This window comes from Nocardioides sp. SRI_004 (assembly GCF_057586415.1).
Window position 1 is genome coordinate 1 of sequence record NZ_JBYCZV010000027.1, and the last position, 14,251, is coordinate 14,251.

Genomic DNA, 14,251 nt, shown 5'->3' on the forward strand with positions numbered 1-14,251 from the left:
ACCGCCCCCCTCGTCACGCCCACGCGCCCCGACGTGCCGGCACCGCACCGGAGCGGGGCGCGAACGCCCGTCGACGCGTTCGTGCTGCTCGGCGTCGGGATCGTCGGGCTGCTGGTCGCGCTGTTCCTGCTGTTCGGCTGACGGTCGACCGTGCGGGTCAGCGGCGGGCGCGCAGGCGGACCAGCCCCGCGCCCAGGCACAGCACGCTGACCGCGGCCAGGCCCAGGCCTGCCCAGCGGCGGGTGCTGAACCAGCCGTCGCCCGAGACCGGGTTGCCCGACGCGACGGCCGAGAAGGTGTCCTCGGCGACGAGGAAGGGCTCGTCCGGCGAGTAGCCCTCGATCTGCGCGCCCTCGTCGGGAGAGGTGACGACGCCCGGGTACGACGGCTTCCCGGACGGCTCCCCCGTCACGGCGACGGTCAGCTCGACCGGTACGTCGAGCGGGTCGAGGTCGGCGGTGGGGTCGACCGGGCCCACCGACACGGCGATCCAGTAGTCGCCCGGTACGACGGGCAGCTCGTCGTCGTAGCGGTTGCGGTACTGCAGGGGGTTGCTCCCGGCGACGATGTCGACCGGCTCGTCGACCTGGTAGGACCCGTCGGCGCTCTGGTCGCTCGCGGCCTCGTCGGTCAGGGCGTAGACCTCGCGGCGGGGGTCGACCAGGCGCACCCGGACCGGCACGCCGCCGTACCGGCCCTCGAAGTCGGCCTCGTCGGCCTGGTCGGCGGTGACCCGGGCGACGACCTGCTGGCCCCAGTCGACCCCGACCCGCCACAGCTGCTCGGAGCCCTGCGGGAGGGTCGTGGACACGGTGACGCCGTCGGCGGAGGAGTCCAGCTCCGGCGCCTCGTCGAACGACGTCGCGCCCGCGAGGTCCTCGGCGTCGCCCGCGTCCGGGACGTCGAAGCTGACCGCCTCCGGCGTCTCGGGCAGCGACAGGGGGTCGCTGACCCCGGCCTCCTCGACGACCTTGATCGCGACCGGCATCTCCTGCGTGACACTGCTCGAGCCGCGGCTGACCTCGATCTCGAGGGTCGCGGCCGTCAGGCACGGCGGGCGGTCGGTGGAGTCGGCGGCGGTCTGGCCGATGCTCACGGCGGTGCCGAGCACCGACTGCGGGATGCCGTAGGTGATCGAGTCGTCGTCGCTCGCGCAGGAGGTGAGGTTGCCGTCCTCGTCGACGTAGCCGACGTCGACCTTCAGCGCGTCGGAGTCGGCGCTCGGCGGCGAGCCGATGACGCCGATGTGGACCGTGCTGTCGCGGATCCGGCGGTCGTAGGTGAAGTGGTGGACGTTCTGGGCCTCGGAGCCGCCGAGCGTGTCGGACCACAGCCCCGGCCCCAGCGTCGTGGGCTCGGCCGGGTTGGTGCTGCCCGTGCCGCCCTCCAGCGCCTCACCCCCGACGTCGACCCGGTCGGGAGCGGCGCCCGCCGCGGCGGCGTACCCGGTCGTGACGGTGAGCCAGGCCAGGCAGCAGGCGCCGGCCAGGAGGTGGCGGGCGGCGGGGACGGGTCGGCGCACGAGCCGAGCCTATCCGCGCGACGCCCTCCCGAATCCACGCAACCCGGCCTCCGACGACCGCGTCAGGGGTAGAGCGCGGTCGCCCCGCCCCACAGCGCGCCCGGGTTCAGCCGGGTGGGGAAGCGGTCGAGCATGGCGTTGAAGAAGCCGAGGGCGGTCGTCTCCTCGGCCAGGAGCGTCCTCGCCGCCAGGAGGTACTCCCTCGTCTCGCGCACCGTCCGCTCCGCGTCGTCGTCGAGGCCCTTGTCCTTGTGGCCGGCCACGACGAGCCGCGGGCGCAACGACTCGACGGTGTCGATCGCGTCCAACCACGCGCCGATGCCGTCGCCCTGCGCCTCCCGGAGGAACTGGTGCACGCCGTTGTAGATCACGTCGCCGGCGACGACCAGGTCCAGGTCCGGGACGTGGAGCACGCTGGTGTCGTCGGTGTCGGTGTGTCCCACGTCGACCACGGTGAGCAGGTGGCCCTCGAGCCCGATCGTGCCGCCGACCACCTCAGTCGCCACGACGTCGGTCGCCGGGATCTGGCCGGGGAAGAGCGCATCCCAGAAGAACTCGCGGATCGCGAGGTTGCGGTGCATCTGCTCGATCGTCCCGGCGGTCGCCACCACCTCGGCGCCGAACCGCTCGGCGAGCTCGGCGGAGCCGAACCAGTGGTCCCCGTGGCCGTGGGTCACGAAGATGTGGGTCAGGTTCTTCCCGGTGGACTCGACCCAGTCGCCGACGGCCGCGGTCTGGGCGATCGTCATCGGCGGGTCGACGAGGACGGCGTCCCGGTCGCCCGAGACCAGGGTGATCGAGAGTGGCGAGAACATGCGTTTGTCGCCGTTCGGCACGAGGTCGGTGACGTCCTGGGGCACGGGGTCGGCGATGAAGACGTCGTAGGACAGCTTGTCGGACATGGGTTGCTCCGTCGGTCGAGGGGCGGGTGGGTCAGCGGAGGAGGAGGCAGGTCGTGGATGCGTGGGCGACGACCCGCCCGTCGCCGTCGAGGACCCTCGCCTCGGCGGTGGCGGTACGACGCCCGATCGTGACGACCTCCGCCCGGCAGCGGAGCAGGCCGCTGTCGAGGTTGGCGGCCCGGGTGAACCTGATGTTCAGGTCGAGGGAGGTGTAGCCGACCCCGGCCGGGAGCTTCGTGTGGACGGCGCAGCCGAGGGCCGAGTCGGCGAGGCCGGCGATCATCCCGCCGTGGACGGAGCCGATCGGGTTGTAGTGCCACTCCTCGGGCTGCATCTCGAACTCCGCCCAGCCGTCGCCGACGGCGACGGGGAGGACGTTGGTCGTGGCACCGGCCGGGACGACGGGCAGCTCGCCACTGCCGATCAGGTTGAGGAAGTCCAGTCCGGCCAGGCCGGCCGCGGCATCGGCGAAGACCTTGGGGTCCTCCCAGGCGTAGGTGCGCTCCCGGCTCATGCGTCGCTCCGCGCGAGCTGGGGGTAGAGCACCTCGACCGGGGCGGCCAGGCCCGCCTTCACCTGGCGGCTGAGCTCGTCGGCGAGGATCTCGTGGCTGCCGGCCTCGAGGCCGTCGTACGCCGAGCGGACCACGTCGGCCGGATCGAGCTTGGGAGCGTCCACGCCCCGGGTCATGGGGGTGTCGGCGTACCCCAGGTGGAGGCCGGCGACGTGCACGCCGTCGGCGGCCAGCTTGATGCGCTGGGTGTTGGTCGCCTGCCAGAGCGCGGCCTTCGTGGCCGAGTAGGCGTCGCCGATGCCGAGCCAGCTCAGGACGGACAGCACGTTGAGCAGCGTTCCGCCGGACGACCTCAGGGCCGGGGTGAAGGCGTTGGTGACCTCGAGCGCTCCCCAGAAGTTCACCTCGAACAGCTCGCGCGCAGCGGACAGGTCGCCGAGGACGCTGGACCCGTTCAACGCCCCGGCGTTGTTGATCACGACCGTCACGTCACGGGCGATGTCGGCCGCGACCGCGACGGACTCCGGCGAGGTGACGTCGAGGACCAGCGGCGTGATGCGGTCGTCGCCCCACTCGCGTGGGTTGCGGGCCGCGGCGTACACCTTGGCGGCACCGCGCTCGAGCGCCTGGTGGACGAAGTGGGTGCCGAGGCCGCCGTTGGCTCCGGTGACGAGCACGACGGCTCCGTTGAGGGTGGGCATGTCAGTTCCTTTCGGGGACGAGGGGTGTGGCGGGGGCAGCGGGCTGCTGGTGGCGGACGAAGAGCGCCGCCAGCACGGCGATGGCGAGCAGGACGAAGCCGCCGACCAGGAGCCCTCCGTGGAGTGCCGTGGTGAAGGCGTCGGGCACGGCGCCCGGGAGCAGGGCCAGGGCGTTCGCGTCGGCGTGCGGCGCCTGGCCGTGGCTGATGCTCGTGGCGACCGCGTCGGCGGTGGCGTGCGGGACGCCCTTGTCGTCGAGGCTCTCGGCGAGGATGGACGGGAAGCGGCTGGTGGCGATCGTCCCGAGGACGGCGGGACCGAGCATGGAGCCGAGCTGGCGGAAGAGGTTCACGGTCGCCGATGCCATGCCGGCCTGCAGCGGGCCCACGCTGTTGACGGCCGCCGCGGTCGACGGGGCGATGAGCAGCGCACTTCCGACGCCGGCCAGCAGCAGTCCGGGCCACATGTGCGCATATCCGGTGTCCGCACCGTTCCACAGCAGGGACAGCGCGCCGGCACCCATGAGCAGCAGGCCGGCCGTCAGCGTCACCGTGAACCCGATGGTCCGGACGATCCGGGCACCGAACGCGCTGAGCACGACGTAGCTGAGCATCATCGGCATCAGCCGGACGCCGGCGCCGAGCGGGTCGTACCCGGCGACCCGCTGGAGGTGCAGCACGCTGAGCAGCGCGATCCCGACGAAGCCGAACATCGCCGCTGCACCCACCAGCATGACGGTGGTGAAGGACGCGCTCCGGAACAGGCCCAGGTCGAGCATCGGGTCGTGGTGGGTGGACTCCACGCACAGGAACAGGACGCCGGCCACCGCGGTCACGACATAGGCCACGACGATGCGGGGCTCTCCGTAGCCGCTCGCTCCGCCCTCGATGACGGCGTACGTCGCCGCCGCCACCGTGACCGTGCCCAGGACGACGCCGAGCGGGTCCAGCTGGCGCGAGGGGTGCTTGCTCTCGCCGAGCACCAGGAGCGCGAGGCCTCCGGCGACGACGCCGAGGAGCACGTTGGTCAGGTAGACGCTGTGCCAGGAGAACTCGCGGAGCAGCGCGCCGGCGACGAGCGGTCCGATGGCCAGGCCGAGCCCGGCGCAGCTGGCCCAGATGCTGATCGCGCCGGTGCGCTCGTGGGGGTCGTGGAAGCTGGTGCTGACGATCGCCAGGCCCGACGGCAGGATCGCTGCCGCGCCCACGCCCATGACCGCTTGCGCGGTGATCAGGACGCCGGAGCTGTCGGCCAGGAACGCCAGCAGGCTCCCGCCGGTGAAGATCGCGGTGCCCGAAACGTAGGTGAGACGACGCCCGTAGAGCTCGGCGAAGGTCCCGGCCGACATCACCAGGCTCACCAGCGCGAGCGCGAAGGCGCTGGTGACCCACACCAGCGAGCTGCCCGGGACGTGGAGGTCGTCCTGGATCGACGCGAGCGCTCCGATCGTGGAGGAGGCGTTGACGAAGGTCATCATCACGCCGATGCAGACGACGAACAGGCTGGGCCACCTGTTCCGGACGAGCGGCGCCGCCGCCGTACCACGATCCTGACTAATGGAAACCATAGCCAGACCATACACGCTGACTTGCAAGAGGCAAAGCCAGAAGTAGAATCGAGCCATGGATCACGACGGCAGCGCGGCTGGACCGACCGACGTCCTCGAGCGCCTGGGCGCGTTCTCCGAGCGCGACGAGTGGCCCGCGAAGGGCTGGTGCCGGATCGAGCGCTCCCTCGAGGTCATCGGCACCCGCTCGGCGATGCTGGTGATCCGGGAGCTGTTCTACGGCGGGACCAGGTTCGACGAGCTCGTCCGCCGGACCGGGCTCAGCGAGGCGGTCGTCGCGGGACGGCTCAAGCAGCTGTTCGCCGACGGGATCGTCGACCGCAGGCCCTACCGCGAGGCGGGCAAGCGCACCCGCGACGAGTACGTCCTCACCGAGCGCGGGCGCGGGATCTTCCCGATCATCGTCGCCATGGTGCAGTGGGGCGAGGGGCTGCGCGACGACCACCGGACGGGGGTCGAGCTGGTCCACCGCGACTGCGGTACGCCGCTGTCCGTCACGGTGACGTGCGAGAAGGGCCACGAGGTCCCGGTGGACCGGGCGGCCGTCCGGCTCAGGGACGAGGAGTACGCGCTCGCCGGCCGACGCCGGCTCGAGGGCTGACCACCGGAGCGCAGCGGCGCAGATTCACGCCGACCCACCCCAACCGGACCCGGCTCCCGGGCGTCCTCCCTGCGCAGGCCGCAGTCAGCGGTCGACGAGAGAGGATCGACCCATGCCCGTCATCGCGTCTCGGGGGCCGACGGAGGAGGAGTTCGTCGAGCTCGTCCATGCCGCCTGGCCGGCGCTCTACCGGACCGCGGTCCTGCTCGTGCGCGAGCACGCCCTGGCCGAGGACCTCGTCCAGACGGCACTGGCGAGGACCTACAGCAACTGGCACCGGATCCGCGACGTGGGCGCGGCGCACGGCTACGCCCGGCGGGCACTCGTCACCCAGACCACCAGCTGGTACCGGCGCCGCTCCACCCGCAACGAGCGACCCACTGCGACCCTGCCCGAGCGGCCGGCGCAGGGCGACACCGTCAGCACCGTCGGCGAGCGCGTCGACGTCGCCGCGGCACTCGCCCAGCTCTCGCCGCGGCAGCGTGCGGTCGTCGTCCTCCGCTTCTACGACGACCTGTCGGTCCAGGAGACCGCCGACGCGCTCGGCGTGGCCCCCGGCACCGTGAAGAGCCAGACCTCGGTCGCGCTCACCAGGCTGCGCACCCTGCTCGGCGACATCGAGCTCGCCGCCACCGCTCCGGGAGGACCCCATGCCTGAGCTCTCCGACCTGTTGCACCGCTCCGTCGACGACGTCGACGTGCCGCACCCCCACGTCGCCGGCATCGCCGCCCGGGGCCGCGCCCTGCGCACCCGTCGCCGCGTCGCGACGGTCGCCGCCGCGACGGTCGTGCTCGGCGTGATCGGGGGCGGGGTCGCCCTCGTCGACCCCTTCGCCGGGAAGCCGCGCAGCAACCACTCCGTCACGAACGAGGGCAAGGACGACGCGGACGAGCTCCCGACGGCGTACGAGTCGTGGGCGACCTGGTCCGCGACGGACCACGAGGTCACCGTGGGTGGCATCCCCGTCACCGTGCCCGGCCAGGTCGTCCGGCTCTCCCAGACCACGGCCGGCGTGGTCGTCAAGAGCATCGTCGGCGAGGCCGGGCGCTTCACCCTCGTCCGTCCGGACGGCAGCACGCGACGGTTGTCCATCCCGGACGGGACGCCGACCGTCGACGGAGACATCGCAGCGCCGCGCGTCGCCTGGGTCTCCAGCCGGGCGGACGAGCTCGTCCTGCACGTCTGGGACGTCGTGACCGACAGCGAGGTGGGCCAGGTCGCCCTGCCGTCGCCCGGGTCGACCCTGGCGTCGGGCGGCGAGATCCTCGAACCGGCGCTGCTGGACGGCGACGCGGCGTACTTCTCGACGGCCGACCACGTCGCCCACCGCGTCGAGTGGCGCTCCGGGAAGGTCACCGACCTCCCCCGGCTGCCGATGTCGGTGCGCTCCGGCGTGGGCATCGCCAGGAACGACGACGGGCAGTGGGTCGTCGTCGACGCTGTCACCGGGGAGGTCCGCCGGTCCGTCGAGGGCGACTTCAGCGTGGTCACGGTCTCGCCCGACGGCCGGTGGCTGTTCCTCGGGGGCACCGACGGGCAGTACGTCGAGCCGACCGCCGGCGGCGACCGCGTCCCCCTCGACCGGCTGTCCATCTCCGCGGGCTGGTCCCAGGACGGCGCGCTCATCGGCCAGGACGGCAGCTCGCCGTGGGTGCGCCGCTGCCTCACCTCGGGGATCTGCGCCACGCAGCGCGCCCGCCGGGGCGACGACTCCGTGGACACCGTGCTGGCACCGGACTTCCTCAACGCCGGCTGAGGCGAGCGCCGGGCGGCAGGGCGGCAGCACGCGAAGGGCCCCGGCCCGGGGATCACCCGGGCCGGGGCCCTCGTGTCACGCCGTACCGGGTCGGGTCAGGCGTCGTCCTCGTCCTCGGCCGGCTGCGCCTGGTCGGCGTCCGGACCGTCGGCGAGGATGCCGTAGAGGCTGCGGCGCGCCTCGACGAGCACGTCGACCGCCGCGCGCCGCTGGCCCTCGGAGCCTGCGGTCACGATCTGCCACACGGCGCCCATCACCTGGCCGATCTCGGCCTTGATGTCGGCGCTGCCCGGCTGGCCGCCGTCGCCGGTGGCCTCGGCCTCCTTGCGGCGGTCGAAGGGCACCCACACGGCGGCGAGCTCGTCGGCGTGCTCCTCGCACCAGGCCGCGCCCTTGGTCGTCAGCCGCATGCCGCGGCGGCCGGCCTCGTCGTTCTCGACGAGCTCCTCGTCGAGCAGCTGCTGCACGGTCGGGTAGACCGAGCCGGGGCTCGGCTTCCACACGCCGCCGCTGCGCTCGGTGATCTGCTGGATCACCTGGTAGCCGTTCGGCGACTCCTCGCGCTCGTTGGCCGCGCGGAGCACGTCGAGGATGGCCGAGCGGACGTCGCCGCGGCGTACCCGCGGACCACGGCCCGGCTCGGGGCGACCCTGGCCGAAGAGGCCGACCAGCCACGGCGGCGGACCGCCGTGCCCGGCGTGACCGCCGAAGCCGTGGCGTCCGCCGCGGCCGGGCTCGCCCCAGCCGCCGCCCCAGGCACCCCAGGGCCCGGGGCCGAAGTCGCCGCGGTTGCGGCGCTGGAATCCGCGCAGCTCCGGGTTGCCCCAGGGGCCGCAGTCGTCAGGTCCGAAATTCTTGTGGCGTCCCATGATGGGACCTCCTTCGTCTGTCGGGGCCTCGTGGGCCCGCTTGCGAGTTCGGGATATCGCGCAAACAGTTCGTGTTGGTATCGCGATATATCGCAAGCGTACGCGTAAGCGTTGGCCGACACAAGGGGGTGGCCGACGACTTCTAGCGCGCCAGCCAGGCGGCGTACGCGTCGAACGCGAACGGCCGGCCGAGGAAGTCGGCGACGAGGTCGGCGGCGTCGCCCTCCCCGCCACGGGCGAGCACGGCGTCGCGGTAGCGGTGGGCCACCTCCGGCGCGAACAGGTCCGACTCGTCGAAGGCGCTGAACATGTCCTTCGCGATCACCAGCGACCACATGTAGGTGTAGTAGGCCGAGCTGTAGCCGCCGAGGTGGCCGAAGCTGGCGAACATGTGGGTGCCGGGGAGGTACGGGAGGGCGGCGTACCGGGCCTGGAGCTCGACCATCCGCTCGGTCAGGTCGGGCACCTCCGCGCCGGCCCGGTCGGCGTGGAACCAGTACGACATGGCGGCGTAGAACATCTGGGTGCGCGCGTAGATGCCCTTGCCGTAGTCGTCGGCGGCGCGCATCGCGGCGACCAGCTCGGCGGAGATCGGCTCGCCCGACGCGTCGCTGGCGAAGGTGCGCAGCACGTCGGCGTGCCACGCCCACTCCTCGAGCATCTGGCTGGGCGCCTCGACGAAGTCCCACTCGGTCGCGACACCGGCGAAGCGGAACCAGTCGCCGTGGCCGGCGAGCACGTGGTGGAGCAGGTGGCCGAACTCGTGGAAGAGCGTCACGACGTGGTCGTGCTCCATCAGGCCGCGGGAGAAGTTGCAGACCAGCACGCCCTCGGGCAGCTGCTCGCCGGCGACGCCGTCGGTCAGCGTGAACTGCGCGGCGTGCTTGTACTTGCCCTCGCGCGGGTGGAGGTCGAGGTAGATCCGGCCGATCACGCGGCCGGCCTGCTCGACCTCGTAGGCGGTGACCTCCTCGTGCCAGACGGGGACGTCGACGGGTCGGTAGGCAAGGTCGAAGAGCCGGCCGGTCACCTCGAGCAGGCCCTGGCGGACCTTGCCGAAGTCGAAGTAGGTGCGCACGCGCTGGGCGTCGACGTCGTACTCCTCGGAGCGGACCAGCTCGGCGTAGTACTGGAAGTCGAAGCCGGGGACCTCGGTCGCGTCGGGGAAGTCGCGGCGGTAGCGCGCCAGCAGCTGGGCGAGGTCGCGCCGCATCGGCTCCTCGGCGGCCGTGGCGATCCGGTCGATGAACTCCGGGATGGCCGGGCCCGTGCCGATCATCTTCACGTCGGCGTCGTACGACGGCCAGTCGGCGTAGCCGACCGTGGTGGCCAGCTCGTGGCGCAGCGCGAAGAGCTCGGTCAGCAGTGCCTCGGTCGTGGGCCAGCCCCGCTCGAGGAAGGCGATCGTGAGGTCGCGGCGGACGCCCTGGTCGTGGGCGAACATCCGCACCGGCACCGAGTCGGGGTAGTCGGTGGTGACGGTGACCAGGCCCTCGTCGTCGGCGGGGTGCGCCTCGAGCCAGTCGGCGGGCATGCCGGCGAGCTGCTCGGGGCGCACGCGGACCGTGCGCACGTCGTCGCGGGTGACCCGGCTGAACTCCTGGTCGAGCTCGGTGATCCGCTCGCGGATCGCGGAGATCCGCTCCCGCGTCGCCTCGTCCTTGTCCACGCCGGAGCGGCGGAAGTCGGCCCGCACCTTGGCGAGGAGCCGCACGGCGAGCGGGTCGTGGGCGACCGACGAGTCGTCGATGGCCGCGAAGACGTCGTACAGCTCGCGGTCGAGGCTCCACTGCGTGCCCAGCTTCGACGCCTCCTGCTCGGCGGCGTCGGCCAGGTCGCGCGCCGACTCGAGCGGGTGCACGTTGCCCAGCAGCGAGCCGAAGGCCGCGACATTGCCGAGGTGGCCGGCGGCCCGGTCCCACTGCCGGAGTACGGCGACCGGGTCGGCCGGCGGCGCGGTCCGGAGCCCGTCGACGAGCTCGGTCGCGCGGGCGAGCTCGGACGCCGATCGCTCCCGGATCCAGTCGGGCCAGAGGTCGGGCGCGGTCGGGAGCGCGAGGGGAGCCGGCGTCATGGCGAGATCCTACGAGCGCCGCCCCCGCGTCGGCGCGGGTCCGGCGTGGAGTTCCCGTGGAGCGATGTGGAAAACCGTGGAGGAGCGGAGGACTTCGTGGAGGAATCGCGTCGATCTCCTGTGGCCCTCGCCTTGGAAGAGTTCTGGCCATCGGGAAACACCCCGCCACAGACCAGGCAACACACCCAGGAGAAGTCAGTCATGCAGATGTCCAAGAAGGTCCTCCTCCCGCTCGCCACGATGGCCGCCGCCGGCGCCATCGCCGTGGGATCGGGTGCGACGTTCACCTCGCAGTCCAACAACACCGTCAGCGCGGTCACCTCCGGCACGCTGTCGCAGAGCAACTCCAAGGACGGCGGCGCTGTCTTCAACCTGACGAACATGAAGCCGGGCGACACGCTCAACGGCTCGCTCACGCTCACCAACACCGGCAGCCTGCCGGCCACCTTCAGCCTCACCGAGACGGCGTCGACCAACGGCTTCACGGGCGACAACCTCAGCCTGGTGATCACCAACACGACCACCGGCACCCCCGTCTACAACGGCACCTTCGGCGGTCTCGTCGACGGCACGAAGAACGACCTCGGCGTCGTCCAGCCCGGCGTGGCGACCACCTACAAGTTCACCGTGAAGCTCGCCACCACCACGCCGAACGCCGACCAGGGCAAGACCGCCTCGGCGTCGTACCAGTGGGACTCGATCCAGCTCAACGGCGAGACCACCAACCAGTGACCCCGCGCTGAGCAACGTCCTGCCACGAGAACCGGCCCGAGACCACGGAGATGAGCACCATGACCGCACAACGCCACCCCCGGCTCAGTCGCGCGACCGGCCTGCTCGGCAATCTCCTTCTCGTGGTCGTGACGTTGCTCGGCGCGGCCTACGTCCTGCCGTCACTGCTGGGTCACGAGCGCTACGTGATCACCGGCGGGTCGATGTCCGGGACGTACGAGAAGGGCTCGATCGTCTTCGAGAAGCCCGTCGCGGCGGCGGACCTGGAGGTGGGGGACGTGATCACCTACCAGCCGCCGGCGTCGTCCGGGGTGACCACGCTGGTCACCCACCGGATCATCGCGATCGGCCGCTCGCCCGAGGGTGAGCAGGTCCTGCGCACGAAGGGCGACGCCAACCCGGACCCCGACCCGTGGCTGTTCTCGCTCACCTCCGACACGCAGCCCGTGGTGAGCTTCGGCGTCCCGCACGCGGGCTGGATCCTCATCGCGCTGGCCGATCCTCAGGTCCGACTCCTCGTCATCGGACTCCCGGCAGGGCTCGTCGCCCTGCTCAGCCTCGGCCAGCTGGTCGCCGCCGTACGCACTCGTCCCGATCCCGCACTGGGGGGTGGACCGGGCGGGGTGCGCACGGCCTGACGAGCTGCGGCTGTCTCCTGGCGTGGGGCCGGGAGGCAGCCGCTGTCGTCTTCCCGCACCTCCCACAAGTGCGTTCCGATTTGTGGAGCGCCCGTGGAGATCGCGTCGACCCGTCGTGGTCCGCCTCTCCCTACCGTTGAAGCATCCCCGAACACCTCCGTCAGCACCCACGCCAGGAAGGACCGACCATGCGCCGCACGCCCGCGATCCTGATCCTCGGGATCCTCGTCGTGGCGCTGGCCTCCCGCTTCTCCAGCGGGTTCTCGGACGCGACCTTCACCAGCTCCAGCGCCTCCTCCGGCACCGTCGAGGCCGCGCAGGACTGGACCGCCCCGGCGGTCACCCTGGCCAACCCCGGTACGCCGCTGCAGGGCACGGTGACCCTGTCGGCGACCGCGACCGACGCCGAGTCCGGCATCGCGTCGGTGACCCTGCAGTATCTCGCCCCGGGGGCGTCGACGTGGACCACGGTCTGCACCGACACCACGGCGCCGTACTCCTGCGCGTGGGCGACCGGCTCGCTCGCCGACGGCAGCTACGACCTGCGGGCCCGCGCCGTGAACGGCGCCGGCTACACCAGCCTCTCCGACAGCGTGCGGACGACGGTCGCCAACAACGTCGTCGTGGTCCTCGCCGACCCCGGCGACGTCGTCCGCGGCAATGTCGCGATGGGCGCGACCGTCTACAACGGCGGCGCGCTGCCGTGGCTCGTCACCATCCAGTACGCCACGGCGGGGAGCACGAGCTGGAAGACGCTGTGCTCCGGCCTGTCGGCCCCGTTCGGCTGCACCTGGAGCACGACGTCCTTCGCCAACGACTCCTTCGACCTCCGCGCCGTCGCCACGTCCGGCACCACCACGGTCACCTCGGCCGTCGTCAGCGACGTGCTCGTCGACAACCTGGCCCCGACGGTCACGATGACCGACCCCGGCAGCCCGCTCAGCGGCTCGGTCACCTTCGCCGCGAGCGCCACCGACGCGGGCTCCGGCGTCCAGCAGGTCGTGCTGCAGCACCTCCGCAACGGCACCAGCACCTGGCAGACGCTCTGCACGACCACCGCCGAGCCGTTCAGCTGCCGCGTCGCGACGACCACGCTCACCGACGGGACCTACTCGTTCCGGGCCGTCGCGACCGACGTCGCCGGCAACACCGCGACCTCGGCCGGCGTGACCGGCCGCGTCGTCGACAACACCGTCTCGTCGATCTCCGTGGACGACCCGGGCGCCTACCTCTCCGGCACGGTCACGGTGACCGCGCAGGCCAACTCGACCGCGGGTGTCGCCTCGGTGCGCATCCAGCGCGCCGCGACCGGCACGAGCACGTGGACCGACCTCTGCCCGAGCACCACGGCGCCGTACTCCTGCGCGTGGGACACGCGCACGGTCGCCAACGGCAGCTACGACCTGCGGGCGATCGTCGTCGACGGCCGCGGCGCCGCCTCCACCTCGGCGGTCGTCAGCGCCCGCAAGGTCGACAACAGCACCCTGCGTGCCGTCGACGTCCAGGCCTCCAACGGCGACGGCACCCTCGGGCGACTCGACGCCGGCGACACGATCACCCTGACCTACAGCGAGTCCGTCGCCCCGGCGAGCATCACCGCCGGCTGGACCGGCGCCGCCCTGCCGGTCAGCCTGCGCCTGCGCGACGGCAACCTGGTCGGCGGCGGCAACCGGACCGACGTGCTCGACGTGCTGCGCAACGGCAACGCCGTCCAGCTCGGTTCGATCGGCCTGCGCGACGACTACGTCAAGGCCCGCAAGACGGCGACCTTCAACGCGACCATGACCGCATCCACCGTCACCGTCGACGGGGTCGGCCGCACGGTGGTCACGATCGTCGTCGGGACGCTCGCGTCGGGCGGCGGCCTGCGCACGTCGTCGGTGGCGCCGACGATGGTGTGGACCCCGTCCACCGCCGCGACCTCGCTCGGTGGGGGCGCCTGCGCCGCGACGCCGGTGACGGAGTCCGGACCAGCGGACAGGGACCTCTGATGAACCACACCCGCGGCTGGCGGACGGCGACCATCCTCATGACCCTGCTCGGCCTGTGCCAGGTGTGGTGGGCCGGCGGGATCGGTGACCGTACGTCGGTCAGTGCCGCGATCCTCGCGCCGCTGAGCCTGCTGTCGGCGCTGGCGCTGTCCCGCGTGAACGCGCTGGAGACCAGGCTCCCGGTCGTGGTCGTCACCGGCGCGCAGCTGTGCCTGACCGTGCTGGCCCTGACGATCGGGCTCCCGGGCCAGGTCCGGCACGACATCGACGCGAGGGCCGGGATCGTCCTGGCGGTGGCGATGGGCATCCTCGTCGCCATCGAGGTCGACCGGCGCGAGCGTGCCCGGTCCGCCTGGGCCGGTCCGGCCCCCTATGCTCGGTGA

At 72.3% G+C, this 14,251-nt stretch carries 14 protein-coding genes; 7 read left to right on the forward strand and 7 right to left on the reverse strand.

The window, feature by feature from the left end:
* Window positions 1-157 precede the first annotated feature (157 nt).
* From AC2YHB_RS24420 to AC2YHB_RS24440, 5 genes are all read right to left on the reverse strand, one after another.
* Complete coding sequence (locus AC2YHB_RS24420; protein WP_487354764.1) at window positions 158-1,522, reverse strand: hypothetical protein; 1,365 nt, start codon at window positions 1,520-1,522, stop codon at window positions 158-160.
* A gap of 62 nt (window positions 1,523-1,584) precedes the next feature.
* Window positions 1,585-2,424, reverse strand: a complete 840-nt coding sequence (locus AC2YHB_RS24425) for an MBL fold metallo-hydrolase (RefSeq protein WP_207007460.1) — start codon at window positions 2,422-2,424, stop codon at window positions 1,585-1,587.
* 31 nt (window positions 2,425-2,455) lie between these two features.
* Window positions 2,456-2,938, reverse strand: a complete 483-nt coding sequence (locus tag AC2YHB_RS24430; RefSeq protein ID WP_179648456.1) for a PaaI family thioesterase — start codon at window positions 2,936-2,938, stop codon at window positions 2,456-2,458.
* The gene (locus AC2YHB_RS24435; RefSeq protein ID WP_487354765.1) at window positions 2,935-3,639 is read right to left on the reverse strand and encodes an SDR family oxidoreductase; all 705 of its coding nucleotides are present in this window, start codon (window positions 3,637-3,639) and stop codon (window positions 2,935-2,937) included. Before AC2YHB_RS24435 ends, AC2YHB_RS24430 begins: the two co-directional genes overlap by 4 nt.
* Window position 3,640: 1 nt before the next feature.
* Window positions 3,641-5,206 carry an MFS transporter gene (locus AC2YHB_RS24440; RefSeq protein WP_487354766.1) on the reverse strand — a complete coding sequence of 522 codons (1,566 nt, stop codon included), beginning with the start codon at window positions 5,204-5,206 and terminating at the stop codon, window positions 3,641-3,643.
* 55 nt (window positions 5,207-5,261) lie between these two features.
* On the opposite strand from AC2YHB_RS24440, the gene AC2YHB_RS24445 reads away from it, so the two are divergent.
* The 3 genes from AC2YHB_RS24445 to AC2YHB_RS24455 all read left to right on the forward strand — a co-directional run bounded on the left by AC2YHB_RS24445 (window position 5,262) and on the right by AC2YHB_RS24455 (window position 7,564).
* A complete protein-coding gene (locus AC2YHB_RS24445; RefSeq protein WP_207007466.1) occupies window positions 5,262-5,807 on the forward strand; it encodes a winged helix-turn-helix transcriptional regulator in 546 nt (181 codons plus the stop codon).
* 112 nt (window positions 5,808-5,919) lie between these two features.
* Entirely contained in the window at window positions 5,920-6,465 is a 546-nt protein-coding gene (locus AC2YHB_RS24450; protein ID WP_036549441.1) for a SigE family RNA polymerase sigma factor, read from the forward strand.
* Window positions 6,458-7,564, forward strand: coding sequence for a TolB-like translocation protein (locus AC2YHB_RS24455; RefSeq protein WP_179648460.1), 1,107 nt, complete (start codon window positions 6,458-6,460; stop codon window positions 7,562-7,564). The genes AC2YHB_RS24450 and AC2YHB_RS24455 overlap by 8 nt, the downstream gene beginning before the upstream one ends.
* A gap of 95 nt (window positions 7,565-7,659) precedes the next feature.
* Here the strand turns inward: AC2YHB_RS24455 and AC2YHB_RS24460 are convergent, their stop codons facing one another.
* Both AC2YHB_RS24460 and AC2YHB_RS24465 read right to left on the reverse strand, forming a co-directional pair.
* A complete protein-coding gene (locus tag AC2YHB_RS24460) occupies window positions 7,660-8,433 on the reverse strand; it encodes a PadR family transcriptional regulator (RefSeq protein ID WP_179648461.1) in 774 nt (257 codons plus the stop codon).
* Between the two features lie 142 nt (window positions 8,434-8,575).
* Window positions 8,576-10,507 (reverse strand): M3 family metallopeptidase, encoded by a 1,932-nt coding sequence (locus tag AC2YHB_RS24465; RefSeq protein WP_487354767.1) that lies wholly within the window; start codon window positions 10,505-10,507, stop codon window positions 8,576-8,578.
* Between the two features lie 201 nt (window positions 10,508-10,708).
* On the opposite strand from AC2YHB_RS24465, the gene AC2YHB_RS24470 reads away from it, so the two are divergent.
* The 4 genes from AC2YHB_RS24470 to AC2YHB_RS24485 all read left to right on the forward strand — a co-directional run bounded on the left by AC2YHB_RS24470 (window position 10,709) and on the right by AC2YHB_RS24485 (window position 14,251).
* On the forward strand, window positions 10,709-11,239 hold the full coding sequence (locus AC2YHB_RS24470) for a TasA family protein (protein WP_179648463.1): 531 nt from the start codon (window positions 10,709-10,711) through the stop codon (window positions 11,237-11,239).
* Between the two features lie 59 nt (window positions 11,240-11,298).
* Window positions 11,299-11,877: a signal peptidase I gene (locus AC2YHB_RS24475; RefSeq protein WP_179648464.1), complete on the forward strand. Its 579-nt coding sequence runs from the start codon at window positions 11,299-11,301 to the stop codon at window positions 11,875-11,877.
* Window positions 11,878-12,065: 188 nt separating this feature from the next.
* Entirely contained in the window at window positions 12,066-13,868 is a 1,803-nt protein-coding gene (locus AC2YHB_RS24480; RefSeq protein WP_487354768.1) for an Ig-like domain-containing protein, read from the forward strand.
* Window positions 13,868-14,251, forward strand: a complete 384-nt coding sequence (locus AC2YHB_RS24485) for a hypothetical protein (RefSeq protein WP_179648466.1) — start codon at window positions 13,868-13,870, stop codon at window positions 14,249-14,251. The genes AC2YHB_RS24480 and AC2YHB_RS24485 overlap by 1 nt, the downstream gene beginning before the upstream one ends.